This window comes from Azospirillum brasilense, assembly GCF_008365405.1.
Classification (GTDB): Bacteria; Pseudomonadota; Alphaproteobacteria; order Azospirillales; family Azospirillaceae; genus Azospirillum; species Azospirillum brasilense_D.
Window position 1 is genome coordinate 161,764 of record NZ_QOKV01000011.1, and the last position, 25,032, is coordinate 186,795.

Annotated in this window: 23 protein-coding genes; 16 read left to right on the forward strand and 7 right to left on the reverse strand. The window is 70.2% G+C overall.

What is annotated here, in order from left to right; translation table 11 throughout:
* Positions 1–231 precede the first annotated feature (231 nt).
* The 6 genes from DS837_RS18110 to DS837_RS18135 are packed head-to-tail and all read left to right on the forward strand — an operon-like array spanning position 232 to position 4,831.
* Positions 232–966, forward strand: coding sequence for a PIG-L deacetylase family protein (locus DS837_RS18110; RefSeq protein WP_119507987.1), 735 nt, complete (start codon positions 232–234; stop codon positions 964–966).
* Positions 966–1,637, forward strand: a complete 672-nt coding sequence (locus DS837_RS18115) for a 4-carboxy-4-hydroxy-2-oxoadipate aldolase/oxaloacetate decarboxylase (RefSeq protein WP_149166033.1) — start codon at positions 966–968, stop codon at positions 1,635–1,637. The genes DS837_RS18110 and DS837_RS18115 overlap by 1 nt, the downstream gene beginning before the upstream one ends.
* Entirely contained in the window at positions 1,630–2,688 is a 1,059-nt protein-coding gene (locus DS837_RS18120) for a 4-oxalomesaconate tautomerase (RefSeq protein ID WP_149166034.1), read from the forward strand. Before DS837_RS18115 ends, DS837_RS18120 begins: the two co-directional genes overlap by 8 nt.
* A gap of 25 nt (positions 2,689–2,713) precedes the next feature.
* A complete protein-coding gene (locus tag DS837_RS18125; protein WP_149166035.1) occupies positions 2,714–3,589 on the forward strand; it encodes an amidohydrolase family protein in 876 nt (291 codons plus the stop codon).
* Positions 3,590–3,630: 41 nt separating this feature from the next.
* Positions 3,631–3,984: a protocatechuate 4,5-dioxygenase subunit alpha gene (locus tag DS837_RS18130; protein ID WP_149166036.1), complete on the forward strand. Its 354-nt coding sequence runs from the start codon at positions 3,631–3,633 to the stop codon at positions 3,982–3,984.
* A gap of 4 nt (positions 3,985–3,988) precedes the next feature.
* Positions 3,989–4,831 (forward strand): class III extradiol dioxygenase family protein, encoded by an 843-nt coding sequence (locus DS837_RS18135; RefSeq protein WP_149166037.1) that lies wholly within the window; start codon positions 3,989–3,991, stop codon positions 4,829–4,831.
* Between the two features lie 167 nt (positions 4,832–4,998).
* Here DS837_RS18135 and DS837_RS18140 read toward each other — a convergent pair whose 3' ends face one another.
* The 3 genes from DS837_RS18140 to DS837_RS18150 form a co-directional block, all read right to left on the reverse strand.
* Positions 4,999–6,234: an NAD(P)/FAD-dependent oxidoreductase gene (locus DS837_RS18140; RefSeq protein WP_149166038.1), complete on the reverse strand. Its 1,236-nt coding sequence runs from the start codon at positions 6,232–6,234 to the stop codon at positions 4,999–5,001.
* Entirely contained in the window at positions 6,234–6,557 is a 324-nt protein-coding gene (locus DS837_RS18145; RefSeq protein ID WP_149166039.1) for a 2Fe-2S iron-sulfur cluster-binding protein, read from the reverse strand. Before DS837_RS18145 ends, DS837_RS18140 begins: the two co-directional genes overlap by 1 nt.
* An 81-nt stretch (positions 6,558–6,638) precedes the next feature.
* Positions 6,639–7,802 carry a cytochrome P450 gene (locus tag DS837_RS18150; protein ID WP_149166040.1) on the reverse strand — a complete coding sequence of 388 codons (1,164 nt, stop codon included), beginning with the start codon at positions 7,800–7,802 and terminating at the stop codon, positions 6,639–6,641.
* A 183-nt stretch (positions 7,803–7,985) separates the two neighbouring features.
* On the opposite strand from DS837_RS18150, the gene DS837_RS18155 reads away from it, so the two are divergent.
* A complete protein-coding gene (locus tag DS837_RS18155; protein WP_149166041.1) occupies positions 7,986–8,903 on the forward strand; it encodes a helix-turn-helix domain-containing protein in 918 nt (305 codons plus the stop codon).
* A gap of 14 nt (positions 8,904–8,917) precedes the next feature.
* On the opposite strand, the gene DS837_RS18160 is transcribed toward DS837_RS18155, so the two are convergent.
* The 4 genes from DS837_RS18160 to DS837_RS18175 all read right to left on the reverse strand — a co-directional run bounded on the left by DS837_RS18160 (position 8,918) and on the right by DS837_RS18175 (position 13,134).
* The gene (locus tag DS837_RS18160; protein ID WP_149166042.1) at positions 8,918–9,838 is read right to left on the reverse strand and encodes an NAD(P)-dependent oxidoreductase; all 921 of its coding nucleotides are present in this window, start codon (positions 9,836–9,838) and stop codon (positions 8,918–8,920) included.
* Between the two features lie 142 nt (positions 9,839–9,980).
* Complete coding sequence (locus tag DS837_RS18165) at positions 9,981–11,207, reverse strand: LysR family transcriptional regulator (protein ID WP_149166043.1); 1,227 nt, start codon at positions 11,205–11,207, stop codon at positions 9,981–9,983.
* 110 nt (positions 11,208–11,317) lie between these two features.
* On the reverse strand, positions 11,318–12,256 hold the full coding sequence (locus DS837_RS18170) for a hypothetical protein (RefSeq protein ID WP_149166044.1): 939 nt from the start codon (positions 12,254–12,256) through the stop codon (positions 11,318–11,320).
* Positions 12,257–12,507: 251 nt separating this feature from the next.
* Complete coding sequence (locus DS837_RS18175; RefSeq protein ID WP_149166045.1) at positions 12,508–13,134, reverse strand: TetR/AcrR family transcriptional regulator; 627 nt, start codon at positions 13,132–13,134, stop codon at positions 12,508–12,510.
* A gap of 126 nt (positions 13,135–13,260) precedes the next feature.
* On the opposite strand from DS837_RS18175, the gene DS837_RS18180 reads away from it, so the two are divergent.
* From DS837_RS18180 to DS837_RS18220, 9 genes are all read left to right on the forward strand, one after another.
* Positions 13,261–14,016, forward strand: coding sequence for an SDR family oxidoreductase (locus tag DS837_RS18180; protein WP_149166046.1), 756 nt, complete (start codon positions 13,261–13,263; stop codon positions 14,014–14,016).
* A gap of 28 nt (positions 14,017–14,044) precedes the next feature.
* The gene (locus tag DS837_RS18185) at positions 14,045–15,247 is read left to right on the forward strand and encodes an acetyl-CoA C-acyltransferase (RefSeq protein ID WP_149166047.1); all 1,203 of its coding nucleotides are present in this window, start codon (positions 14,045–14,047) and stop codon (positions 15,245–15,247) included.
* A 28-nt stretch (positions 15,248–15,275) separates the two neighbouring features.
* Positions 15,276–16,565, forward strand: coding sequence for an MFS transporter (locus DS837_RS18190; RefSeq protein ID WP_149166048.1), 1,290 nt, complete (start codon positions 15,276–15,278; stop codon positions 16,563–16,565).
* A 365-nt stretch (positions 16,566–16,930) separates the two neighbouring features.
* Positions 16,931–17,929 (forward strand): LysR family transcriptional regulator, encoded by a 999-nt coding sequence (locus tag DS837_RS18195; protein WP_149166049.1) that lies wholly within the window; start codon positions 16,931–16,933, stop codon positions 17,927–17,929.
* A 99-nt stretch (positions 17,930–18,028) separates the two neighbouring features.
* Positions 18,029–18,901 (forward strand): alpha/beta hydrolase, encoded by an 873-nt coding sequence (locus DS837_RS18200; RefSeq protein WP_247890005.1) that lies wholly within the window; start codon positions 18,029–18,031, stop codon positions 18,899–18,901.
* A 22-nt stretch (positions 18,902–18,923) separates the two neighbouring features.
* A complete protein-coding gene (locus DS837_RS18205) occupies positions 18,924–20,105 on the forward strand; it encodes an efflux RND transporter periplasmic adaptor subunit (protein ID WP_149166050.1) in 1,182 nt (393 codons plus the stop codon).
* Between the two features lie 92 nt (positions 20,106–20,197).
* A complete protein-coding gene (locus tag DS837_RS18210) occupies positions 20,198–23,383 on the forward strand; it encodes an efflux RND transporter permease subunit (protein ID WP_149166051.1) in 3,186 nt (1,061 codons plus the stop codon).
* A 189-nt stretch (positions 23,384–23,572) separates the two neighbouring features.
* The gene (locus DS837_RS18215) at positions 23,573–24,028 is read left to right on the forward strand and encodes a hemerythrin domain-containing protein (protein WP_149166052.1); all 456 of its coding nucleotides are present in this window, start codon (positions 23,573–23,575) and stop codon (positions 24,026–24,028) included.
* An 11-nt stretch (positions 24,029–24,039) separates the two neighbouring features.
* Complete coding sequence (locus DS837_RS18220; protein ID WP_149166053.1) at positions 24,040–25,032, forward strand: ABC transporter substrate-binding protein; 993 nt, start codon at positions 24,040–24,042, stop codon at positions 25,030–25,032.

Consider the following 25,032-nt stretch of genomic DNA (forward strand, 5'->3'; position numbering starts at 1 on the left):
TGAGATTACGCGAGACAGGACATCTTCGTGCCGGCCCTGGGCGCCCTCCCGCGCCGAAGAACCTGCCGCGCGAACCGATTGGAGAATGCTCCTATAGCAAAACCAAATGGTAAGGACGGGAGTTCGAAATAGGATTTGCCGGCGGGCCGGCGGATGATGGGCCATCGGAATCGGACTGCCCGCAACAAGGCTGCCCACCATCAGACTGCCCACACTGGGGAGCGGACATTCATGGCACAGAACAAAAGAGCGCTGGTGCTCAGCGCCCACTCGGCGGATTTCGTGTGGCGCGCCGGCGGCGCCATCGCGCTGCATCAGAAGAAGGGCTACGAGGTCACCATCGTCTGCCTGTCCTACGGCGAGCGCGGCGAGTCCGCCAAGCTGTGGAAGCAGGAGGGCTGCACGCTCGACCACGTGAAGACGGAGCGCCGCAAGGAGGCCGAGGCCGCCGCCAAGGCGCTGAACGCCCACGACATCCAGTTCTTCGACCTCGGCGACTACCCGCTGGAGATCGACCGCGAGGCCAAGTTCCGTCTGGTCGACGTGATCCGCAAGGTGCAGCCGGCCTTCCTGATGAGCCACTCGCACTACGACCCCTACAACACCGACCATTCCTACGCGACCAAGGTCCTGATGGAATGCCGGATGATCGCCCAGGCCTGGGGCCACAATCCGGGGCAGAAGGTGCTCGGCGCCCCGCAGCTCTACCTGTTCGAGCCGCACCAGACCGAGCAGATGGGCTGGAAGCCGGACGTCTTCCTCGACATCACCGAGGTGTGGGACAACAAGCGCGCCGCCATCGAATGCATGGCCGGGCAGGAGCATCTCTGGGATTATTACACCAACCTGGCGCAGAACCGCGGCAACCACTTCCGCCGCAACTCCGGCGGGCAGGCCGGCGGGCGCAACGCGCGCTACGCCGAGGGCTTCCAGTCGGTCTATCCCCGCACCGTGGATGAGCTGTGATGAACGTCGTCGTCCAAACCATCGAGCGGGCCGACCCGGCGGTGATCGCCGGTCTGGCCGAGTGCGGCGTCGCCACCGTGCACGAGGCGCAGGGCCGCAAGGGCCTGCTGTCCTCCGCCCTGCGGCCGATCTATCCGGGCGCCCAGCTCGCCGCCTCGGCGGTGACCGTGCTGGCCCCACCGGCCGACAACTGGATGCTCCACGTCGCCATAGAGCAGGTGACGCCCGGCGACATCCTGGTGCTCGCCACCACCTCGCCGTCGGACGCCGGCTATTTCGGCGACCTACTGGCGACCTCGGCCAAGGCGCGCGGCTGCGCGGGTCTGGTCATCGACGCCGGGGTGCGCGACGTCCGGACGCTGACCGACATGGGCTTCCCCGTCTGGTCCCGCGCGGTCTGCGCCCAGGGCACGGTGAAGGAGACGCTGGGCTCGGTCAACGTGCCGGTGGTCTGCGCGGGCGCCCTGGTGAATCCCGGCGACGTGATCGTCGCGGACGACGACGGCGTCTGCGTGGTCCGCCGCGAGGAAGCCGCCGACGTACTGGCGAAGGCGCAGGACCGGCTGGCGAAGGAGGAGGAGAAGCGGGCGCGGCTGGCCGCCGGCGAACTCGGCCTCGACCTCTACGGCATGCGCGGGCCGCTCGCGGCGAAGGGGCTGCGCTATGTCTGACGGCGTGCGCTGCCTCTGGATGCGCGGCGGGACCTCCAAGGGCGGCTATTTCCTGGCCGATGACCTGCCGCCCGGCACGGCGGCGCGCGACGCCTTCCTGCTGCGGGTGATGGGCTCGCCCGACCCGCGCCAGATCGACGGGATGGGCGGCGCCGACCCGCTGACCTCCAAGGTGGCGGTGGTGCGCCGGTCGGAACGGCCGGGCGTGGACGTGGACTACCTGTTCCTTCAGGTCTTCGTGGACAAGGCCATCGTCACCGACGCCCAGAACTGCGGCAACATCCTGGCCGGCGTCGGCCCCTTCGCCATCGAGCGCGGCCTCGTCGCCGCCCGCGACGGCGTGACGCCGGTGACCATCCACATGGAGAACACCGGGCAGGTGGCGGTGGCCAGCGTGCCGACGCCGGGCGGCGCGGTCACCTACCGGGGCGAGGCGCACATCGACGGCGTGCCCGGCACGGCGGCGGCGATCCCCATCGAGTTTCGCGACACCGCCGGCTCCTCCTGCGGGGCGCTGCTGCCGACGGGCAACGTGGTGGACGTCATCGACGGCGTTCCGGTCACCTGCATCGACAACGGCATGCCGGTGGTGGTGCTGCGCGCCGCCGACCTCGGGGTGCGCGGCGACGAGACGCGGGAGGATCTCGACGCCAACGCGGCGCTGAAGGCGCGGCTGGAATCCATCCGGCGGCAGGCCGGGCCGCGGATGAATCTGGGCGACGTGACCGACAAGCCGGTGCCGAAGATGACGCTGGTCAGCGCGCCGGCCAGCGGCGGGGCGATCTCCACCCGGACCTTCATCCCGCACCGCTGCCACGCCTCCATCGGCGTGCTCGGTGCGGTCAGCGTCGCCACCGCCTGCGCGCTGGAGGGCTCGCCCGCCGCGTCGCTCGCCGTGATCCCCGACGGCGCCACCCGGACGCTGAGCGTCGAGCACCCGACCGGCGAGATGACCGTGGTCCTCGACCTGGACGAGGCCGGAACGGTGACCCGCGCCGCCCTGCTGCGCACCGCCCGCAAGCTGTTCGACGGCACCGTCTACGCCGACTGATCTCTTTCCCCGAAGGGAGCCTTCCATGGACGCCGACTACCGTCCCTTCCACCCGAACCCGAGCAAGCCGGCCTACACGCCGCCGCCCGGCGCGGTGGACGCCCACTGCCACGTCTTCGGCCCGGCCGACCGCTTCCCCTACGCGCCGGAGCGCAAATACACCCCCTGCGACGCGCCGAAGGAAAAGCTGTTCGCCCTGCGCGACGATCTGGGCTTCGCGCGCAACGTCATCGTCCAGGCGACCTGCCACGGCAAGGACAACCGGGCGCTGGTCGACGCGCTGAGGGCCTCCAACGGGCTGGCGCGCGGCGTCGCCTCGGTCGGCCCGTCGATCACCGAGGGCGAGCTGGCCGAACTGCACGAGGCCGGGGTGCGCGGCGTGCGCTTCAATTTCGTCAAGCGTCTGGTGGACGCCACGCCCAAGGAGGTCTTCCTCGGCATCGCCGACAAGATCGCCCGGTTCGGCTGGCACATCGTGGTCTATTTCGAGGCGCCGGACCTCGACGACCTCACGCCCTTCCTGCGCGAGCTGCCCACCACCATCGTCGTGGACCACATGGGCCGCCCGGACATCGCCAAGGGCGTGGACCACCCGCAGTTCCAGAAATTCGTCGCCCTGATGGCCGAAAACCCGAAGGTCTGGAGCAAGGTGAGCTGCCCCGAGCGGCTGAGCGTCCAGGGTCCGCCGGCCTACGACGACGTGGTGCCCTTCGCCCGCCTGCTGGTCGACCGCTTCACCGACCGCGTGCTGTGGGGCACCGACTGGCCGCACCCGAACATGACCTCGCACATGCCCGACGACGGGCATCTGGTCGACGTCATCCCCCGCATCGCCACCGACGAGGCCAAGCGGACGGCGCTTCTCGTCGACAACCCGATGCGGCTTTACTGGCCCGAATAAGCCGGAAACGATCAACAGAAACGATAAGGAGGAAAACACCCATGAGCGCGCCGTCGACACACGAGGCCATTCCGGGAACCACCATCTTCGATGGCCGGATGGCGATGAAGGGCTATCCACTCAACAAGATGTGCTACTCGTTCAACGAGGCGGCGGCCCGGCAGGAGTTCCTGGCCGACGAGGACGCCTACTGCACCAAGTTCGGCCTGACCGACGAGCAGAAGACGGCCATCAAGGAGCGCAACGCGCTGGCCCTGCTCGCGGCCGGCGGCAACATCTACTACCTCGCCAAGTTCGTCGGCATGCTCGGCCTGAATGTCCAGGACATCGGCGCGCAGCAGACCGGCATGACGGTCGAGGAATTCAAGGCGAAGCTCAAGGCGGCGGGGAACTGAGACCATGGCCAGGATCGTCGGTGGCGTCACCACCTCCCACATTCCCGCGATCGGCAACGCCATCGCCAACGAACTGTTCGAGGACCCCTACTGGAAGCCGTTCTTCGACGGCTATCCCAAGGCCCGCGAATGGCTGGCCGAGGTCAAGCCGGACGTGGCCATCGTGGTCTACAACGACCACGGGCTGAACTTCTTCCTCGACAAGATGCCGACCTTCTCCATCGGCGCCGCCTTCGAGTACCAGAACAAGGACGAGGGCTGGGGCCTGAAGCCGCTGCCGCCCTACCCCGGCGACCCGGAGCTGTCCTGGCACATCATCGAATCGCTGGTGAACGACGAGTTCGACATCTGCTCCTGCCAGGAGATGGCGGTGGACCACGGCTTCACCGTGCCGATGGCCCTGCTGTGGCCCGACCAGACCCAGCGTCCCGTCCGCACCATCCCGGTGGCGGTCAACACGGTGCAGCACCCGCTGCCGACCCCGGCGCGCTGCCTGAAGCTGGGCGAGGCGATCGGCCGCGCGGTGGCGTCCTACCCCAAGGACCTGAAGGTGGTCGTGCTGGGCACCGGCGGCCTGTCGCACCAGCTCGACGGCGAGCGGGCGGGCTTCATCAACAAGGACTTCGACCTGATGTGCCTGGAGAAGATCGTCGACGAGCCGGAAGCGCTGGCGAAATACTCCATCCACGATCTGGTGCGGCTGGCCGGCGCCCAGGGGGCGGAGCTGATCCTCTGGCTGATCATGCGTGGCGCTCTGGGCCGGAAGGTCTCGAAGGTGCACAGCAACTACCACATCCCGATCTCCAACACCGGGGCCGGCCTGCTGGTCCTGGAAAGCGCGGCCTGATCGGGAAACCGCCGCCGTTGGTCCCCGTCCGCCGACGCGTTCCCCGGCGGACGGGGCCAAAAGCGCAAGGCCGGTGCAGCGCGCGCTGCACCGGCCTGTTTCTTTGCGTCACGATCCAACGGTCAACGCGCCAGGGATCACCGCGCCAGGGATCACCGCGTCAGGGATCACCGCGTCAGGGACGCCAGCGGAAAGCCCTCGTCGGCGGCCTGCTCCGGCGTCAGGGCAGCCTTGCGGTCCAGCAGCTTGCGGCCGACCATGTGGTCCGCCGGGCGGTTGACGGAGTCGATGGCGACCAGGGCGCCCTCACGGAAATGGAAGGCCGAGAAGCGGCGATCCTCCGGCGACCCGCGCAGCACCATCCGGTCGCAAGCGGCGGACAGGCCGACGATCTGCAGCTTCACGTCATACTGATCGGACCAGAACCAGGGCGCCGCCGTGAAGGGACGCTCCCGCCCCAGCAGCGCGGCGGCGGCCGACTTCCCCTGCTCGACGGCATTCTGGACCGATTCCAGCCGCAGCAGGGTCCCGGTGCCGGTGCGCCGGGCCGTGCAGTCGCCGACCGCGACGATGGCGGGATCGTCGGTGCGGGCGCAATCGTCCACCAGGACGCCGCCATCGCACGCCAGCCCGCAGCCTTCGGCCAGCGCCGTGTCGGGGACGATTCCGACGCCGACCACCACCAGATCCGCCGGATGCGAGCGCCCGTCGGCGGTGCGCACGGCGGTGACGCGGCCACCCTGCCCGTCCAGCTCGACCACCTTGGCCCCCAGTTCGACCATCACGCCGTTGGAGCGGTGAAGGTCGGCGTAGAAGCCCGCCAGGAACGGTGTCGCCGAGCGGGCGAGCAGCCGGTCCGCCGCCTCCAGGATGGTCACCTCCAGGCCGCGCTTGCGCGCCGCCGCCGCGACCTCCAGCCCGATGTAGCCGCCGCCGATCACCACCACCCGCGCCGCCCGGTCGAGCGCCCCGCGTATCCGCCGCGCGTCGTCCAGCGACCGCAGGCCCAAAACGCCGTCCAGCTCATCACCGGTGATCGGCAGACGGCGCACCCGCGCGCCCGTGGCGAGCGCCAGCCCGCGATAGTCCAGGCGGCGCCCGTCCTCCAAGCTGACTTGCCGGTCGGAGCAATCGATGGCGGTGACGCGCGTCCCGGTGAGCAGGGCGATGCGCTGCCGTTCGAAGACCTCGGCGCCGCGGATGGCGAGTTGCGCCTCCTCCATAGTGCCGGCGAGAATCGCCTTGGACAGCGGCGGCCGGTGATAGGGAGCCGAAGCCTCCTCCCCGATCAGCGTGATGGGACCGTCATAGCCCTCGGCGCGCAGGGATTCGGCGACCTGCAAGCCGCCCTGCCCCGCCCCGACGATGACCACTCCCGCGTCCGCTTGCGCCGGGCCGCCCATCAGCTCTGGGCCTCCGGCAGGCGCACCACGATGCCGTCCAGCGCGTCGCTCACCCGGATCTGGCAGGACAGGCGGCTGTTGCTCCGCCGCTCCGACGCCGTGCAGCCGAGCATTTCCTCCTCCGTCTCGCTGGGCGGCGGCAGGGCGTCGACGAGCGCCTCGTCCACGTAGCAGTGGCAGGTCGCGCAGGCGCAGGAGCCGCCGCACTCGCCCTCGATGCCGGCGACACCGCTTTGCACCGCGCCCTGCATCAGGGTCCAGCCCGTCGGGATGTCCACGACCTGCTCCAGGCCGTCGTGCTCGATGAAGGTGACCTTCGCCATGGCCGAAAATTCCTTTGGAAAAGCGTGTTGCGCGTCGCGACGCGGCCGGAGCCTCCCCCGGCCGCGCCGTCGTCCCTTTGCTCAGCCGACCGCCAGTTCGAGGCGGGTCGGGCTGCGGAAGGTGGTGGAGGGCATCCAGGGCAGCTGGTCCTGCACCCGGACGAACTCCGGCACGCGCTTCAGGAACTCCTCGCAGGCGACGCGGGCGGCCAGACGGGCGAAGGCGGTGCCGAGGCAGGCGTGGACGCCGCCGCCGAAACCCAGATGCCCCTTCGGCTTGCGGTCGATGTCGTAGAGATGGGCGTTGGCGAAGCGCCGCTCGTCGCGGTTCCCCGAGCCGTAGGCGAGGCAGACGAAATCACCGGCCCGCATCGTCTGGCCGTGCAGCTCGACGTCCTTCTGCAGGCAGCGGCGGAAGCGCTGGGCCGAGGTGTTGAAGCGCAGCGATTCCTCGATGGCGTCGGGAATCAGCGCCGGGTTGGCGGCGAGCCGGCGGCGCGCGGCGGCGTGGTCGGCGAGGTTCAGGGCGAACATGGCGAGGAAGCCCGACAGGGATTCGATGCCGGCCATGATGAGCGTGGTGATGGTCATCTGCACCTCGCGGTCGGCCAGCTTCTCGCCGGCGACCTCGGCCTGGATCAGGGCGGTGATCAGGTCGTCGCCGGGCTCGCGCTTGCGCAACTCCACCAGTTCCTTGGCGTATTCGCTCATCCACTGGAAGGCGGCGAGATGCTCCGGCCCCTTCTGCCGGGTGCGCGGATCGGACTGCACCATCAGCACGGCCTTGTCGCGCACCATCCGCTCGTTCTCGCGCGGCAGGTTGAACAGGCCGAACAGCACGTCCACCGTGACCTTGCTGGAGACGTCGCCGACGAAGTCGAAGGTCTTCTCCCCCTGTACCGCGTCCAGCGCCCGGTTGGCCGAGGCGCGCACCGGTTCGGTCAGCCCTTCCACCGCCTTCTTGGTGAAGGCGAACTGGACGATGCTGCGCAGGCGGTCGTGGCGGGGCGGATCGGTGGTGCCCAGCGTGTTGCCGGCGCGGTTGGGCATCTCGTCCATCAGGTTGCCCTTGGCCGAAGAATAGGTTTCCCAGTCGTTCAGCGCGGTGACGATGTCGTCGTAGCGCGACAGCACCCACATGTTGGCTTCCTCGCTCCAGAAGCAGGGATGCTCGTCGCGCAAGGTCTTGTAGAAAGAAAACGGGTCGGCATCGACGGCCGGTGAGTAGGGATCGAAGCGAAACATCGGGCGCAGTCCTCCGACACCCGCGGCGGCGGGCGGCCAATTGGCGGTTTTTGGTTTGGATCGACGCGAACCGTTCAGGCCGCGAACAATTGCATCCTAGACGGATTCACCTTTGCCGCGGAATGGACGAAGCGGAAGGAAAATAGTACTTTTCCGACAAACGACGGCGCGGGGGAGGACGGCATGGAACCGGCGGCGGAAGGGGGAGCACACACGCGTTCCAAGGCGGTGCCGCTGTTCGCGCTCTACGGCGAGGAGGCCCGGCTCACCGACGCCGAATTCATCCACATCGAGGACATCGAGAGCCGCAGCCGCCTCTACGACTGGGGCATCGGCTCCCACACCCACCGCGGGCTGTTCCAGCTGGTGGCGGTGCTCGACGGCGGGGCGCGCGTGCAGATCGACGACCGGGTGGCGGAGGTCGCGGCGCCCTGCGTGATCGTCGTTCCGCCGGCGGTGGTGCATTCCTTCCAGTTCCGGCCGGGCAGCCACGGCTATGTGCTGACGGTGGCCGAGGTGATGCTGTTCGACGGGGCGAGCGCGCAGAGCCGCCCGCTGTTCGAGGCGCTGTTCGTGCGCCCCTGCCTGATCGATTTCACCGACGCCCCGGCGGCGGCGGAGCGCGTCTCAACGCTGCTTGATCAATTGATGACGGAGTTCCGCTGGCCGCAGCTCGGCCGGTCGGCGATGTGCGAGTGGTTGCTGCGCGGCGTCCTGCTGCTGTTGGAGCGCCAGCGCGCGGCGGCGGCCGGCGCCGACCCGGCGGAGCGCGTGCGCACCGAGCTGTTCGCCCGCTTCCGCGCGCTGGTCGAGGACCATGTCACCGAACATTGGACGATCCCGCGCTACGCGGACGCACTGGGGATCACGGAATCGCGGCTGAACCGCCTGTGCCGGCATCTCGCCGGCCGCTCCGCCTTCGAGGTGGTGCAGGACCGCCTGCTGCTCGAAGCGAAGCGCCGGCTGGTCTACATCGCCGCACCGGTGGCGATGATCGCCTATGAGCTGGGCTTCCAGGACCCCGGCTACTTCAACCGCGTCTTCAAGAGGCTGACCGGGAAGACGCCGGCCGCCTTCCGGCGCGCGGCCCGCTCCGGGTAGCGGGGGGCCGTTTCTCACCGCTCGACCGGGTCGAGCCGCGCCAGAATGGCATCGGCGAGCGCCCGGTAATCGCCCTCCCCGATGGCACGGGCGTCCAGTTTGAGGTCGCCGACGCGCTGCTGCCAGTCGACGGCGGCCCGGGCCATGCCGCCGGTCAAACCCAGTTCATCGACGGTGCGCGCGACCTCGCGCATCTCGGCGGCGCGGCGGACGCCGTGGGTCATGACGCGCTCCTGCATGTAGGCGGCGCGCTCCTTGAAGCCGAAACCGGGATAGGTGACGTCCAGGGAGTCCAACACCACCCCGTCCACCCCGGCCTTGCGCCCGGCCAGAACGCATTCCAGGAACAGCGCCTCCAGCCCCTTCATCATGACGCTGCGGATCATCTTGATCGAGGAGGCGGTGCCGACCGGTCCCGGCGCTTCCCTGGCGCTCATCTCCAGGGCCGACAGGGCAGCCAGCGCCTCGGCGGCGTGCGGACCGGCGACCAGCAGCGGCGTCTTGTGGAGCTTCGGATGGACCGGCGCCATCACCGCCAGATCGACGTAGCGCCCGCCGGCCGCCTCGACCGCCTGCGCCGACTCCCGCTTGGTGCCGGGCGCGCAGGAGTTGCCGTCGAAGAACAGGGCGCCGGGGACGAGATGGGCGGCGGCGTTGCGGGCGGCGGCCTGCGCCTGATCGGCGGTGACCAGCGAGAAGACCAGCGCGGCCCCGGCCAGGGCGTCCTCGACCCGCTCGGCGCCGGTCACTCCGGCCGCCACGTAGTCCGCCCATTTGCGGGCGCGCACCACCCCGTCGGCGGACCCGGTCTTGATGTCGAAGGCCGCGACCGTGTCGGCCAGCCCGGCCCCCCGCCAGCCGAAGCGGAAGGCCGACGCCGCCTCCCCGAATCCGATGAAGGCCACCTTGGCCGTCCGCTGGTGCCGCACCGTCATCGCCGCCTCCGTCCGTGCGCCGGGAGTCCACCTCCCCTCCAAAGGGCATGGCTAGCACGCCGACACGCTGCCGGCGTCATTCAATGACGGACCGGCCTATCCAATTTTTGAATAGCGCTGCGGTGCCGTTCTGAATGGCCTCTCACGGGCGGGGGACCGGCGAGACGGCCTGTTTCCCGGCCGCGCGCAGCAGGTCGAGGAAATGCGCCTGCGTCGCGGTCGGGCGCCACCCCCGGCGCACGGTGAGGCCGATGGTGCGCTCGGTGTTGGCCAGCTCCACGGGCAGGATGACCAGCAGGCCCAGCTCATGCTCATGCCGGATCTGGTGCGCCGAGATCAGCGTCAGCCGATCGCTGCCCAGCAGCAGGCCACGCACCAGAATCTGTGAGCCGGTCTCGACCAGACCGCGCGGCGGCCCGTCGGCGAACAGCGCCTCGAACCGGTCGCGCGTCGGCGTGCCGCGGCGCGGGACCACCCATTGGCACCCCGCCAGTTCCTCCAGCGTCAGCTTGGGCCGGCGGGACAGCGGGTGGAAGGCACGCGCGACCACGACCAGCGGGTCCTCGAACAAGGGTTCCTGCACGACGTCCTCGATGGGCAGCGGGTCGCGCAACGCGCCGATCAGCACGTCGATCTCACCGTGGCGCAGCCCGTGCAGCAGGTCGTCGTAGGGGCCGTCGAGAACGTCGAACTGGACGTCCGGACGCTCGCGCACCAGCGCGTTGACGGCGGTCGGCAGAATGAAAGGACGCGACAGCGGCATGCTGCCGACGACGATGCGGGCGGTGTCGCCGCCCAGCCCCTCGCCGACCTCCGCGAATCCCTGCTCCAGCTCCGCGATCGCCAGCTTGACGTGCTGCACCAGCGCCTTGGCGGCGGGGGTCAGAGCGATGCCGGCGGCCGTCCGCGCGAACAGCGCCATGCCCGCCAGCCGCTCCAGATCGCGGGCGGCGCGGTGGAGGGTGGGTTGCGAGATGCCGACGGTGCGCGCCGCGAGGCTGAAATTCCCGGCGTCGGCGACCGCGGCCAGCGCCCGGATCTGCGCCGCCGTCAGAAGCTGGTCGAAGTCGGCGACGCCGCGCAGGCCGCCCTTGCGCCCGCCGATGCGGACCGCCTCGCGCGTGCCGGTGCGCAGGCGGTCCAGCGCGCGCTCCACGCGGTCGAGGAACAGCACGCCCATCGCCGACACCGCCATGCCGTCCGGCCGCCGCTCGAACAGGGGGGTGCCGACCTCCTCCTCCAGCTTGGCGATGGCCTGGGTGATGGCGGGCTGGGACAGATGCACATGCTCCGCCGCCTGACTGATGCTGCCGCGCCGCGCCACCTCGCGGAAGGCCCGCAAATGCCGGATGTTGGGAATGCCGTTCATCGGACCTTCCTGCTCCACAGCATCGCTGCCGGAGCGGCCATAGCAAAACTCAATGGCTCCAGCTTATCGTCGGGGCGCCGGTCCGTAAAGGGGCCGGGCTGTGGAGAGCGTTACACCGCCCCGGCGCGCTTGACCGCCTCCATCATGCCGACAAAGCCTTGGGCCGAGCGGTATGGCCGCTGTGGATCGCCCGCCTGGGCGAAGCAGGCGCGGAGCCGGTCCCAGTCGGGCGTCGGGCACATCTCCTCGAACCAGGGGCCATGGGTCCGCCACGGGGCGAGCGCCGCCGCGACGTCGGCCGGCAGAACGCGCCCGCCATCCCGTTCCTGCTCCAGGAATGCCAGGGCCGACCGGCAGCCGCCGGCCATATTCTCGGCGAAGACACCGAGGCTGTCCGGGTGCAGGCGGGGGCGCCCATCCGGGTCGATGTAGAGGATGGGAAAGACCGGCGCCAGCCGCGGGAACAGGGTGTTCGCCCAGATGGTCCCGCCCCAGTAGACCTGGGCGATCCGGGCGAAGTGGGCCACCTCGACGACGGGTTCGAGCCCGCTCTCCTCCAGGGGCAAAATCTCGACCTTGGGCTTGGTGGTGGTCACGGTGTCGTTGGCCGCATCGACGTAGAGGGCGCCGACCTGCATGGCGTTCTGGAAATAGCTGCCACGCAGCGCCCCCCAGATTGGGGACAGACGACCGCCCTCCCCGACGAAGGCCGCCAGTGCCTGCGTGATTGGCGTGTCCGGCGCGGCGATCCGCCGTCGCAGCCGCTCGAAGACGGCATCGCTGATCTCGCGGCAGAAACCCTTCGGATAAGCGTAGCGGCGCTTTGGAAAGGTCAGCCGGCCCTCGTCCCGATCCCGATCGACGCCGTGGCGCAGTTCCAGCATCAGCGCTTCCAGGGAGGGAAGATGGGGGCCGAGCCACCGCTCCGTCAGGGCGCGCATCCGCTCGTCGGGCGGCGCCAGGCGATGGTGGTTGCGCCAAAGGCGCAATTGACGGTCCAACGGGGTTTCGGCGCCCATCGGCGGGCGGACAGGAGCAGTGTGCGTCATGGGCGGGCGGTCTCCGGGAAAGCGGCAACCGTCCATCCGGTCCGCAATACCAACCCGGGCGGAGCGGCGCGCGGCATCCCCGATCTGGTCCTCGCCCAGGCTGATCCCGGACAGGTAACGCCATCGCCGGGCCGGAGGTCAATCTTGCCGAGGCACCGACCTGTTTCAACCAGCGGCCCTGGCGGGACCGATGGCCCCGGTGACCGTCCGCGAGCTGCCGACCGGCGTCATCACCACAGCGCCTCCGAGCCCTACGGGCTGACCTTCACGCGGGAGAATGTTCCCCCCCCACCGTCTCCGCTGATCCCAAGCTGACGGCGCAACGCCGCCAGGATCTCCACCGACAGGTCGGGATCGGCCTGCGCGGTGGCGCGGGCCAGCGCCATGCCGCCGATCAGGGCCGACACGATGGCGATGGCGCGGTCACGGCGCCCGGTGGCGCCTTCCCCGTCCCGCTCCGGCAGGCGCTCTTCCACCACCTCGAAGAAGCGCTCGACGCCGGTCCCGAAGCGCTCCTGCACAGCGGGGTCCTGGCGCGCCACCTCCCCGGCGAAGGCGGCCATCGGACAGCCGGCGTCCGGTTGGTCGCGGTGCCGTTCGCTCAAGTAGCGCGTCAGGAAGGCGTTGAGCGCTCCCTCCGGCGACGCCTCGTCGGCGGGCAGCCGGTCGAGACTCTCGGCAAAGGCGGCCTCGCACGCCTCGGCGGCCAGCGCGTCCTTCGAGGCGAAATGGCCGTAGAAACCGCCGTGGGTCAGCCCGGCGGCCTTGGTGATCTCCGCCACCCCGACCTTGTCGAACCCGCGTTCGCGGAACAGGCGCCCCGCCGCCTTGACGATGGCGGCCCGGTTCTCCGCCGCCTTTTCCTTGGAAACCTTCACGTCGTCACCTTGTGCATGGCTGCCACGCCTCCATCGTGGGAGGTCGCGGCGATATTCATGATGGACGTCATGAATAAGTCCATTCATGATGCCCATCATCATAACTCAGCGATCAAGGAGAGGACAATGACGGATATGAGCGGCGGCGTGGCCCTGGTCACCGGCGGCACCTCGGGCATCGGGCGGGCGACCGCGCTGGCCTTCGCCAAGGCGGGCGCCACGGCCATCGTCACCGGGCGGCGCGAGACGGAGGGGCTGGAGACGGTGGACCTCGTCCGGCAGGCCGGCGGGCGCGCCGTCTTCGTCCAGGCCGATGTCGCCGACGCCAAGGAGGTCGCCGCCCTGTTCGCCCGGATCGAGCGGGACCACGGCCGGCTCGACTACGCCTTCAACAACGCCGGCATCCATTTCGGCCGGTCGGTGGCCGACACGACGGAGGCCGACTTCGACCGCATGGTCGCCGTCAACATCAAGGGCGTCTGGCTGTGCCTGAAGCACGAGCTGCCGATCATGCTGCGGCAGGGCAAGGGCGCCATCGTGTCCACCGGGTCCGTGCTGGGCCAGATCGGGCTGGCCGGCAACAGCGTCTATTCCGCCAGCAAGGCGGCGGTGGAGGGCATGACCCGCAGCGTCGCCATCGAGGTCGCCAAGTCCGGCGTGCGCGTCAACGCCGTCTGCCCGGCGATCATCCAGACGCCGATGAGCGCCGGCTCCTTCGGCGGGGAGGAGGCGGTGAACGCGGCGCTCGGCCCGCTGCACCCGGTGGGTCGCGTCGGCCAGCCGCGCGAGGTCGCCGACACCGTGGTCTGGCTGTGCTCCGACGCCGCGTCCTTCATCACCGGCCAGTCGATCAACGTCGACGGCGGGCTGACGGTGCAGTGATCCCCACCCCTTCCAGGAGCTCGCGATCATGGACGCCACCGATCCCGCCGTCGATCCCGTCGTCATCGTGTCCGCCGCGCGCACGCCGCTCGGCCGTTTCCAGGGCGAGCTGTCGGCCCTGCCCGCCCACGCGCTGGGCGCCCACGCCGTCCGCGCAGCGCTGAGCCGGGCCGGGTTGGCGCCGGAGCGGGTGGACGAGGTGCTGCTCGGCTGCGTGCTGCCCGCCGGCCAGGGGCAGGCGCCGGCCCGGCAGGCGGCGCGCGGCGCCGGTCTGCCCGACGCCACCGGCGCCACCACCGTCAACAAGGTCTGCGGCTCCGGCATGAAGGCGACGATGCTCGCCCACGACCTGATCCGCGCCGGCTCCGCCGACCTCGTGGTCGCGGGCGGCATGGAGTCGATGTCCAACGCGCCCTATCTGCTGGCCAAGGCGCGCGGCGGCTACCGCATCGGGCACGACCGCATCCTCGACCACCTGATGCTCGACGGGCTGGAGGACGCCTATGAGGGCGGGCGCCCGATGGGCGATTTCGGCGAGGCGACCGCCGAACTCTACGGCTTCACCCGCGCCGAGCAGGACGCCTACGCCGTCGAGACGCTGACCCGCGCCCGCGCCGCCATCGCGAGCGGCGCCTTCGCCGCCGAGATCGCGCCCGTCACCCTCGCCGTCAAAGGTGGCGAGCGGACCGTCGCCGACGACGAGAACCCGCTGAAGGTCGCGCCGGAGAAGATCCCCGCCCTGAAGCCGGCCTTCCGCCGCGACGGCACGATCACCGCGGCCAGCTCCTCGGCCAACGCCGACGGGGCGGCGGCGCTGCTGCTCACCCGCCGCTCGCTGGCCGAGCGCGAGGGGTTGCCCGTGCTGGCGACCATCCTCGGCCACGCCACCCACAGCCAGGACCCGGCCTGGTTCACCACCGCACCGATCCCGGCGATCCGCAAGCTGCTCGACCGCGTCGGCTGGGGTGTGGGCGACATCGACCTGTTCGAGATCAACGAGGCCTTCGCGGTCGTCGCCATGGCGGCGCAGCGGGACCTCGGCATTCCGCGCGACGCGCTGAACGTCAACGGCGGGGCCTGCGCGCTCGGCCACCCGATCGGCGCCACCGGCGCGCGGCTGATCGTGACGCTGCTGCACGCGCTGGCGGCGCGGGGGCTGAAGCGCGGCGTCGCCTCCCTGTGCATCGGCGGTGGCGAGGCCACCGCCATCGCGGTCGAACGGCCCGCCTGACCCTTTCCGCTAGACCGGAACCCCATCCATGCTGTCCTCCCCCGTCGCCGTCGCGCTGGCGCGGCGCAACGTCCATTACGGCTGGGCCGTCGTCGGCGTCACATTCCTGACCATGCTGGTGTCCGCCGGCGCGGTCGGCGCCCCCGGCGTCCTGCTGCTGCCCCTGCAACGCGAGTTCGGCTGGTCCACCGCCGACATCTCCATCGCCCTGGCCATCCGCCTGCTGCTGTTCGGCCTGATGGGGCCGTTCGCCGCCGCCCTTATCAACCGCTACGGCGTCAAGCGGATGGTGCTGTCCTCGCTGACGCTGGTCAGCGGCGGGCTGCTGCTGTCGCTCACCATGCGCGAGGTCTGGCAACTGATCCTGCTGTGGGGCTTCGTCGTCGGCTTCGGCACCGGCCTGACCGCCATGGTTCTGGGCGCCACCGTGGCGACGCGCTGGTTCAGCCGGCGGCGCGGGCTGGTCGTCGGCCTGCTGACCGCCAGTTCGGCCACCGGGCAGCTCGTCTTCATGCCGCTGCTGTCGATGCTGACCGAGCAAATGGGCTGGCGGGTGGCGCTGGCTCTGCTGTGCGGGCTGCTGTGGGTGGCGGCGCTGGCCGTGCTCGCCCTGATGCGCGACCGTCCGTCCGACCTCGGGCTGGCCGCCTATGGCGAGGAGGGCGCCGCAGCCGCCCCGCCGCCGTCCGCCGGATCGGTGGTGGCCGCCGCCCTGGGCGCCTTGCGCGACGCGTCGAAGACGCGGGTCTTCTGGGTGCTGTTCGCCACCTTCTTCATCTGCGGGGCAAGCACCAACGGGCTGATCCAGACCCACCTGATCCCGCTCTGCGTCGATTTCGGCGTGCCGGAGGTGCGGGCGGCCAGCCTGCTGGCGCTGATGGGAATCTTCGACTTTGTCGGCACGGTCGCCTCGGGCTGGCTGTCCGACCGCTACGACAACCGCTGGCTCCTCTTCTGGTATTACGGCCTGCGCGGCCTGTCGCTGCTGTTCCTGCCCTATTCCGACTTCACGCTCTACGGTCTGTCGCTGTTCGCGGTGTTCTACGGGCTGGACTGGATCGCCACCGTGCCGCCGACCGTCCGGCTGACGGCGGAACGCTTCGGGCGGGAGCGCGCCAACCTCGTCTTCGGCTGGGTCTTCGCCGGGCACCAGATTGGTGCCGCCTGCGCCGCCTTCGGAGCCGGCTACGCCCGCAGCACGCTGGACAGCTATCTGCCGGCCTTCTTCATCGCCGGGCTGCTCTGCCTGGGGGCGGCGCTGCTGGTTCCGACGCTTGGCCGCGCCCCGGCCGCGACCAAGCCGGCGCCAGCGACCTGAGGGAGCCAATTCAAGGCGGCTGTCCTGAAGTCCCTCTCCCGCCCCAGGAGAGGGAAGGGGCCCGCGCAGGGCGCGGGAAGGGTGAGGGTGCAGCCGAAAATCAGGCTTTGATCCTTGATTCTACCCTCACCCGCCCGCTTCGCGGGCACCCTCTCCCGGGGCTCTCGGCGGCCAAAGGCCGCCTGACGCCGTCAGCGCCCGCATGCGGGCGCGAGAGGCGGGAGAGGGATTTCACGTTAAAAAGCGATTGCCGTCGCGCCCCACCAAAGCCCCATCGACTTCGCGCCGGGCTGTGCTTAGATAGGCGCAGCCCGGCCCGCTCCGTTCGTGTGCGGGCCATAGCCACTTGCGTCGATGGACCGACCATGGACAAACTGCACGCGATGCGCGTCTTCGTCCGCGTCGTCGAGGTCAACAGCTTCACCAAGGCCGCCGACACGCTGGGCCTGCCGCGCGCCTCGGTGACGACGACCATCCAGAATCTGGAGGCGGCGCTCGGCGTGCGCCTGCTCCAGCGGACGACCCGCAAGCTGAGCCTGACGCTCGACGGCGCCGCCTATCTGGAGGGCGCCACCCGCATCCTGTCCGACCTGGAGGAGATCGAAACCTCCTTCACCAGCGCCCGCAAGACGCCGCGCGGACGGCTGCGGGTCGACATGCCGGGCTCGGTCGGGCGGCTCATCATCATCCCGACCATCCACGAATTCCACGCCCGCTACCCCGACATCGAGATCATGATCGGGATGAGCGACCGCCCCATCGACCTGATCCAGGAGGGGGTGGACTGCGTGCTGCGCGTCGGCGATCTGGTGGATTCCAGCCTGATCGCCCGGCGGGTCGGCGCCTTCCGCCCGGTGACCGTCGCCAGCCCGGCCTATCTCGCCCGCCACGGCATCCCCAGGACCATCGAGGAGCTGGAGGGCCACACCGCCGTCAACTACTTCACCCGCACCGGCAAGATGCACGAGATGAGCTTCGAGCGCGACGGCGTCACCCGCGAGGTGAAGCTGAACGGCCCGGTCTCGGTCAACGACGCAGACGCCTACGTCACCTGCGCGCTGGAGGGGCTGGGCATCGGGCAGATCGCCCGCTTCATGGCGCTGCCCCACCTGCGCAGCGGCGCCCTGGTGGAGATCCTCAAGGAGTGGCGCCCGGCCCTGATGCCGATCTCCGCGCTCTACCCGCACAACCGCCACCTGTCGCCCAAGGTCCGCGCCTTCGTCGACTGGGTCGCCGAACTGTTCGAGGGCTGCCCGCTGATGCAGGGCGAGGAGATCGACGGCTACGAGTGCCCGGAGCGGGAGAAGCCCGCGCCGACCCCCGCCACCACCGAGCCGGAGGACGCCTGCCTCTGTGTGATGTAAGCGGGATTGTTCATCCGATCCGAATTGTGTTGCCGTTGACCGCGTATTTATTCCGACCGGCCAAACGCCCACACTCCCTCCTGTTGCAATGCGGGAGGGGTGCTGGGGCACCGTCGGATCATGGGCCGCTCGTCGGAACCGTCGAACACACGCAGTACCGGAACGGCGCCCTGCCGTATCGCGGTCGATGACCGGACCATCGCCGGCCACGCCCAGGACATCCGGCTGCGGCTCTACCGGCCGCTGATCGGGCTGACCGTCCCGGCCCTGCTATACCTGCACGGCGGCGGCTTCACCTCCGGTTCGCTGGAGGAGGCGGAGACCGCCGCCGCCGCCATCGCGGAGAGCGTGCCGGCGCTGGTCGTCTCGGTCGGCTATTCGCTGGCCCCGGCCCACTGCTTTCCCACCGCCGCCCACGACGCCCACCAAGCCGCCCTGTGGACGCTGGCCGAAGCCCGCGACCTGAACATCGCCAAGGGCGGGCTGGGCGTGGCCGGGCACGACGCCGGCGGCCATGTCGCCGCCTCGCTGACCTTCCTCGCCCGCGACCAGGGCGAGGTGGACATCCGCGCGCAGGCCCTGCTCGGCCCCATGTTGGACCCCAGCCTGACCCGCGCCGGCGACGCCCAGGCGATGCAGTGCGAGGTGCCGGCGACCGCCTACGCCCGCTGCTACCGCGCCTATCTGCCCGACGCGGCGCAGCGCGTGCACCCCTACGCCGCACCGCTGGATTCGCGCCGGCTGGCCGGGCTGCCGCCGACGCTGATCGTCACCGCGCAGAAGGACGTCCTGCGCATCGAGGCGGAGCAGTACGCCGCCAACCTGATCGGAGCCGGCGTGCCCACCGAGGTCACCCGCTTCCCCGCCATTTCGCACGCCGCCCTGCCGGGCCACCGCCCGGTGCTGCTGGCGGTCGCCGACTTTTTCCGCCGCCGCCTGTCCCCCGCGGACAGCCGCGGCGTCCCCGTCTGATCCTCCCCAGGAGAGTGGTCCCATGTCGTTGTCTCCTTCGAAGCTTGCCCTCCTTCTCGCCGTCGGCGCCGCGACCGCCGGTGTCGCCGGTGTCGTCACCACCCAGGGCCACGCCGACGCCCCCGCCGCGGCGACCGCCGCCCCGCCGCCGCCCGAGGTGGACGTGGCGCCGGTCGTCGCCCGCAAGATCACCGACTGGCAGTCCTACTCGGGCCGCCTGGAGGCGGTCGACCGGGTGGAGGTGCGCCCGCAGGTGTCCGGCGCCATCACCGCCGTCCATTTCCGCAACGGCGCTTTGGTGAAGAAGGGCGATCCCCTCTTCACCATCGACCCGCGCCCCCATGTCGCCGAGGTCGCGCGGGCCGAGGCCCAGGTCGCCGCCGCGCAGGCCGCGGTGCGCTTCACCACCGCCGACCTCGACCGCGCCCAGCGGCTGGTGCAGAACAACACCGTCTCGCGCCAGACCCTGGACGAGAAGGAAAATGCCGCCCGCGAGGCCGGCGCCAACCTGAAGGCGGCGCAGGCGGCGCTCGACCTCGCCCGCATCGACCTGGAGCACACCCAGGTCACCGCACCCATTTCCGGCCGCGTCTCGCGCGCCGAGGTGACGGTGGGCAACGTCGTGGCGTCCGGCGCCTCCGCGGCCCCGTTGACGACCCTGGTCTCGGTCTCGCCGATCTACGCCTCCTTCGACGTCGACGAGCAGACCTACCTGCGCCACATCGCCAGCGTGAAGGACGCCGCCGACGTGCCGGTGCAACTCGGCCTCGCCAACGAAAGCGGCTATTCGCGCGGCGGCACGGTGGAGCATGTGGACAACCGGCTCGATTCCGTGTCCGGCACCATCCGCGTGCGCGCCAAGTTCGACAATCCGGACGGCATGCTGGTCCCCGGTCTCTACGCCCGCGTCAAGGTCGGCGGCAGCACCCCGCACGACGCGCTGATGGTCGAGGACCGCGCCATCAACACCGACCAGGACAAGAAATTCGTCCTGGTGGTCGGCGGCGACGACACCGTGCAGTACCGCGAGATCATCCCCGGCGCCGCCCAGAACGGGCTGCGGGTGGTCAAGAGCGGCCTCGCCGCCGGGGAGCGCATCGTCGTCAACGGCCTCCAGCACGCCCGCCCCGGCGCCCGCATCAGCCCGAAGACCGTGGCGATGGGCAAACCGGCGGATACCGTCGAAACCGCCTCGAACCAGTAACAGCCTAGCCCCCTGCCCAACCGTCCGCCGCACCGCGGAGGACGGAGGGGGTCTTGCGTCCAAACCCCATGCCGCCCGCTGGGAAGGCCATCATGAACATCTCGAAATTCTTCATCGACCGCCCGATTTTCGCGGGCGTGCTGTCGGTGGCGCTGTTCCTGGCGGGAGCGATCTCGCTGTTCCAGCTGCCCATCTCCGAATACCCGGAGGTCGTCCCGCCGTCGGTCGTCGTGCGCGCCCAATTCCCGGGCGCCAATCCCAAGGTCATCGCCGAAACGGTCGCCTCCCCGCTGGAGGAGCAGATCAACGGCGTCGAGAACATGCTGTACATGCAGTCGCAGGCCAACAGCGACGGCAACATGGCGCTGACCGTCACCTTCCGGCTGGGCACCGACCCGGACAAGGCGCAGCAGCTCGTGCAGAACCGGGTGGCCCAGGCGTTGCCGCGCCTGCCGTCCGACGTGCAGCGGCTGGGCGTGACGACGGTCAAAAGCTCGCCCACCCTGACCATGGTCGTGCATCTGCTGTCGCCCAACGACCGCTACGACATGACCTACCTGCGCAACTACGCCATCCTGAACGTCAAGGACCGGCTGAGCCGGATCTCCGGCGTCGGCGAGGTGCAGGTGTGGGGGGCCGGCGACTATTCCATGCGCGTCTGGCTCGACCCCAACAAGGTCGCGCAGCGCGGCCTGACCGCGTCCGACGTGGTGGCGGCGATCCGCGAGCAGAACGTCCAGGTCGCGGCGGGCGTCATCGGCGCCTCCCCGTCGCTGCCCGACACGCCCCTGCAGCTCTCGATCAACGCGCAAGGGCGCCTGACGACGCCGGAGGAGTTCGGCGCGATCATCCTGAAGACCGGCGAGCAGGGCGGCGTCACCCTGCTGCGCGACGTCGCCCGCGTCGAGATGGCGGCGGCGCAGTACGGCCTGCGCTCGCTGCTCGACAACAAGCCGGCGGTGGCGCTGGGCATCAACCAGTCGCCGGGCGCCAACGCGCTGGCCATCTCCGACGCCATCCGGGCGACCATGGCCGACCTCAAGGCCGACATGCCGGACGGCGTCGACTACAGCATCGTCTACGACCCGACGCAGTTCGTCCGCTCCAGCATCGACGCGGTGATCCACACGCTGCTGGAGGCGGTCGCCCTGGTCGTGCTGGTGGTCATCGTCTTCCTCCAGACATGGCGCGCCTCGATCATCCCGCTGCTGGCGGTCCCGGTGTCCATCGTCGGCACCTTCTCGCTGATGCTGGGGCTCGGCTACTCGATCAACGCGCTGTCGCTGTTCGGCATGGTGCTGGCCATCGGCATCGTCGTGGACGACGCCATCGTCGTGGTGGAGAACGTCGAGCGCAACATCGAGAACGGCCTGTCGGCCAAGGAGGCCACCTACCGCGCCATGCAGGAGGTCAGCGGCCCGATCATCGCCATCGCGCTGACGCTGGTCGCCGTCTTCGTGCCGCTGGCGGCCATGAGCGGCCTGACCGGCGAGTTCTACAAGCAGTTCGCGATGACCATCGCGATCTCCACCGTCATCTCCGCCTTCAACTCGCTGACCCTGTCGCCGGCCCTGGCGGCGGTGCTGCTGCGCGGCCACGACCAGCCGCAGGACTGGCTGACCCGCGCCATGAACCGGGTCTTCGGCGGCTTCTTCCGGCTGTTCAACCGGGTCTTCAACCGCGCCTCGACCGGCTACGGCCGCGGCGTCGGCGGGGTGGTGCGGCACAAGGGACTGATGATGCTGGTCTATGTCGGGCTGCTCGGCGTGACCGTGCTGCTCGGCCGCACCGTGCCGATGGGCTTCGTCCCGGCGCAGGACAAGGAATACCTCATCAGCTTCGCCCAGCTTCCCAACGGCGCCTCGCTCGACCGCACGGAGGCGGTGATCCGCGAGATGACCGACATCGCGCTCGCCCGCCCCGGCGTGCAGAGCGCCGTCGCCTTCCCCGGCCTGTCGGTCAACGGCTTCACCAACAGCTCCAGCGCCGGCATCGTCTTCGTCACGCTGAAGCCCTTCGCCGAGCGCAAGGACCCGTCGCTCTCCGCCGCCGCCATCGCCGGTGATCTGCAGAAGCGCTACGCCGGGCTGAAGGAAGCCTTCGTCGCCATCTTCCCGCCGCCTCCGGTGATGGGTCTCGGCACGCTGGGCGGCTTCAAGATGCAGATCGAGGACCGCGGCGCGCTGGGCTACGAGGCGTTGAACGCGGCGGTCGGCTCCTTCCTGAAGAAGGCCATGGAAACGCCGGAGCTGGGGCCGAGCTTCTCCAGCTACCAGATCAACGTGCCGCAGCTCGACGTCGATCTCGACCGCGTGAAGGCCAAGCAGCAGGGCGTGCCCATCGGCGAGGTGTTCGACACCATGCAGATCTATCTGGGCTCGCTCTATGTGAACGACTTCAACAGCTTCGGCCGCGTCTACCAGGTCCGCGTCCAGGCCGACGCGCCCTTCCGCGCCGAATCCGCCGACATCGGCCTGCTGAAGACCCGCAACGCCCAGGGCGACATGGTGCCGCTCTCCTCGCTGGTCACGGTCAAGCAGAGCTACGGGCCGGAGATGGTGGTGCGCTACAACGGCTACACCGCCGCCGACATCAACGGCGGCCCGGCCCCCGGCTATTCGTCGGGCCAGGCGCAGGCGGCGGCGGAGCGCATCGCCCAGGAGACCCTGCCCCGCGGCGTGCGGTTCGAATGGACCGACCTGACCTATCAGGAGATCCTGGCCGGCAACGCGGCGCTGTGGATCTTCCCCATCAGCATCCTGCTCGTCTTCCTGGTGCTGGCGGCGCAGTACGAGAGCCTGACCCTGCCGCTGGCCATCCTGCTGATCGTGCCGATGAGCCTGATGTCGGCGCTGGCCGGGGTGTGGCTGACGGGGGGCGACAACAACGTCTTCACCCAGATCGGCTTCATGGTCCTGGTCGGCCTGTCGGCGAAGAACGCCATCCTGATCGTCGAGTTCGCCCGCGAGCTGGAGCATCAGGGGCGCAGCGTGGTACAGGCCGCCATCGAGGCCAGCCGGCTGCGGCTGCGGCCCATCCTGATGACCTCCATCGCCTTCATCATGGGCGTGGTGCCGCTGGTCACCTCCACCGGCGCCGGTGCCGAGATGCGCCACGCGATGGGTGTCGCGGTGTTCGCCGGGATGATCGGCGTCACCCTGTTCGGCCTGATGCTGACCCCGGTCTTCTACGTCCTGCTGCGCACGCTGGTCGGGGCCGGCAAGCCGGCCGCGGTGCCGACCGGTCCGGCGCTCGCCCACGGGCACGGGGACGACTGAGCGTCCCTGAGGGAACCGTCGCCTTAACCGTGGCGGGGAGCCGGGGCCGAGCGTCCCGCTCCCCGCCACGTCGTTTTTTCCCTGACCTTCCCCCTGCTTGCTCTGGCACAACGATCGGCGACGCTCCAGCCGGCACTCTCACCGTCACGCACCGCCCATCCGTCGGCGGCCCCGGTTGGAGACCTCGTCATGTCCAGTGCAGCCATCAGCACCACCCTGTACCGCCATCACCACGCCACCGTCGGGCAGCTCGTCGACCGGATCGACTCCCTGCTGGCGGCGCCGTCCCCGGTGGCGAACGCCGCCGCTCTCGCCACGACGGTCCGCGACCTGTTCGGCGTGTTCACCGTCCACCTGTCGCTGGAGGACAGCGCGCTCTACCCGCGCCTGCTGGCCCACCCGACCCCGGCGCTGCGGGCGACGGCGGCGCGCTTCCAGGCCGAAATGGGCAGCCTGCGCGCACGCTTCGACCGCTACCGGGCAAGCTGGCCCGGCCCGCTGGCGGTGTCCAAGGATCCGGAAACCTTCGTCCGCGAGACGCGGGAGGTGGTCACCGCGCTCAAGCACCGCATCGCCCGCGAGGATCTGGAGCTGTACGACGTGATCGACCGCGCCGCCCTCGCCGACAAGACGGCGAACCGCTGAGGGCGCATCCGATGATCCGCCCGAACCGCCGCGCCGCGCTGGCGGGGCTCGCCGCCCTGCTGGCCGCTCCCGCCCTCCGCCGTCCCGCCGCCGCCATCGCGGCCCCCTTACCGCAACTGACCTTGTGGGGACCGCCGGCGGGTCCATCGATCACGCTGGTTCACGCCATCGCCTCCGGGCTGCTCCGCCCGGTCGCCGACAAGGTGGTGTTCAAGGCGTGGCGCACCCCCGACGAGCTGCGCGCCGGGCTGACCTCCGGCACCATGCAGACTTTCGTGCTGCCGACCCAGTCCGCCGCCAACCTGTTCAACAAGGGCCTCGGCGTCCGGCTGGTCAACGTGATGACCAACGGGCTGCTGTATCTGCTGTCCACCGACCCGTCGCTGACCTCGATGAGCGCTCTGAAGGGCCGGAGCGTCGCGATTCCCTTCCGCAACGACACGCCGGAATATGTGTTCCGGCGCCTGCTGGCGGCGGAGCGGCTGACCGCCGAGGGCGATGTCGCCCTTCAATTCACCGGCACGCCGATGGAAGCGATCCAGCTTCTCGTCACCGGGCGGGCCGACACCGCCCTGCTGCCCGAGCCGGCGGCCTCCGCCGCCATCCTGCGCGCCGGGATAGCCGGCAAGACGGTGACGCGGGTCCTCGACATTCAGCAGGCCTGGGGCACCGCCACCGGGTTGGCGACCGTGCTGCCGCAGGCCGGCCTCGGTGTCTCCGGTGCCTTCCTGGCGGAGCACCCCGCCACCGTCGAGGCTCTGCACGACGCCCTGGTCAAGGCGACCGCTTCGGTCAACGCCGACCCGGCACGGGCCGCCAGCGATGCCGCCGCACCGCTCGGCCTGCCCTGGCCGGTCATTGAGCAGGCGATCCCTCATTCCAATCTGGTCGCCCAGCGCGCCAGTGCCGTCCGCGAACCGATAGAGGCCGTCTTCCGCGCCCTGGCGGAGTTCGACCCCAAGATCATCGGCGGTGCGCCGCCTGCCGCGGACTTTTATCTGTGA

Bases quoted from the DNA above. Each gene is read 5' to 3' on its own strand.
- DS837_RS18110 (WP_119507987.1), top strand. From the start codon at position 232: ATGGCACAGAACAAAAGAGCGCTGGTGCTCAGCGCCCACTCGGCGGAT.
- DS837_RS18115 (WP_149166033.1), top strand. From the start codon at position 966: ATGAACGTCGTCGTCCAAACCATCGAGCGGGCCGACCCGGCGGTGATC.
- DS837_RS18120 (WP_149166034.1), top strand. From the start codon at position 1,630: ATGTCTGACGGCGTGCGCTGCCTCTGGATGCGCGGCGGGACCTCCAAG.
- DS837_RS18125 (WP_149166035.1), top strand. From the start codon at position 2,714: ATGGACGCCGACTACCGTCCCTTCCACCCGAACCCGAGCAAGCCGGCC.
- DS837_RS18130 (WP_149166036.1), top strand. From the start codon at position 3,631: ATGAGCGCGCCGTCGACACACGAGGCCATTCCGGGAACCACCATCTTC.
- DS837_RS18135 (WP_149166037.1), top strand. From the start codon at position 3,989: ATGGCCAGGATCGTCGGTGGCGTCACCACCTCCCACATTCCCGCGATC.
- DS837_RS18140 (WP_149166038.1), bottom strand. From the start codon at position 6,234: ATGGGCGGCCCGGCGCAAGCGGACGCGGGAGTGGTCATCGTCGGGGCG.
- DS837_RS18145 (WP_149166039.1), bottom strand. From the start codon at position 6,557: ATGGCGAAGGTCACCTTCATCGAGCACGACGGCCTGGAGCAGGTCGTG.
- DS837_RS18150 (WP_149166040.1), bottom strand. From the start codon at position 7,802: ATGTTTCGCTTCGATCCCTACTCACCGGCCGTCGATGCCGACCCGTTT.
- DS837_RS18155 (WP_149166041.1), top strand. From the start codon at position 7,986: ATGGAACCGGCGGCGGAAGGGGGAGCACACACGCGTTCCAAGGCGGTG.
- DS837_RS18160 (WP_149166042.1), bottom strand. From the start codon at position 9,838: ATGACGGTGCGGCACCAGCGGACGGCCAAGGTGGCCTTCATCGGATTC.
- DS837_RS18165 (WP_149166043.1), bottom strand. From the start codon at position 11,207: ATGAACGGCATTCCCAACATCCGGCATTTGCGGGCCTTCCGCGAGGTG.
- DS837_RS18170 (WP_149166044.1), bottom strand. From the start codon at position 12,256: ATGACGCACACTGCTCCTGTCCGCCCGCCGATGGGCGCCGAAACCCCG.
- DS837_RS18180 (WP_149166046.1), top strand. From the start codon at position 13,261: ATGACGGATATGAGCGGCGGCGTGGCCCTGGTCACCGGCGGCACCTCG.
- DS837_RS18185 (WP_149166047.1), top strand. From the start codon at position 14,045: ATGGACGCCACCGATCCCGCCGTCGATCCCGTCGTCATCGTGTCCGCC.
- DS837_RS18190 (WP_149166048.1), top strand. From the start codon at position 15,276: ATGCTGTCCTCCCCCGTCGCCGTCGCGCTGGCGCGGCGCAACGTCCAT.
- DS837_RS18195 (WP_149166049.1), top strand. From the start codon at position 16,931: ATGGACAAACTGCACGCGATGCGCGTCTTCGTCCGCGTCGTCGAGGTC.
- DS837_RS18205 (WP_149166050.1), top strand. From the start codon at position 18,924: ATGTCGTTGTCTCCTTCGAAGCTTGCCCTCCTTCTCGCCGTCGGCGCC.
- DS837_RS18210 (WP_149166051.1), top strand. From the start codon at position 20,198: ATGAACATCTCGAAATTCTTCATCGACCGCCCGATTTTCGCGGGCGTG.
- DS837_RS18215 (WP_149166052.1), top strand. From the start codon at position 23,573: ATGTCCAGTGCAGCCATCAGCACCACCCTGTACCGCCATCACCACGCC.
- DS837_RS18220 (WP_149166053.1), top strand. From the start codon at position 24,040: ATGATCCGCCCGAACCGCCGCGCCGCGCTGGCGGGGCTCGCCGCCCTG.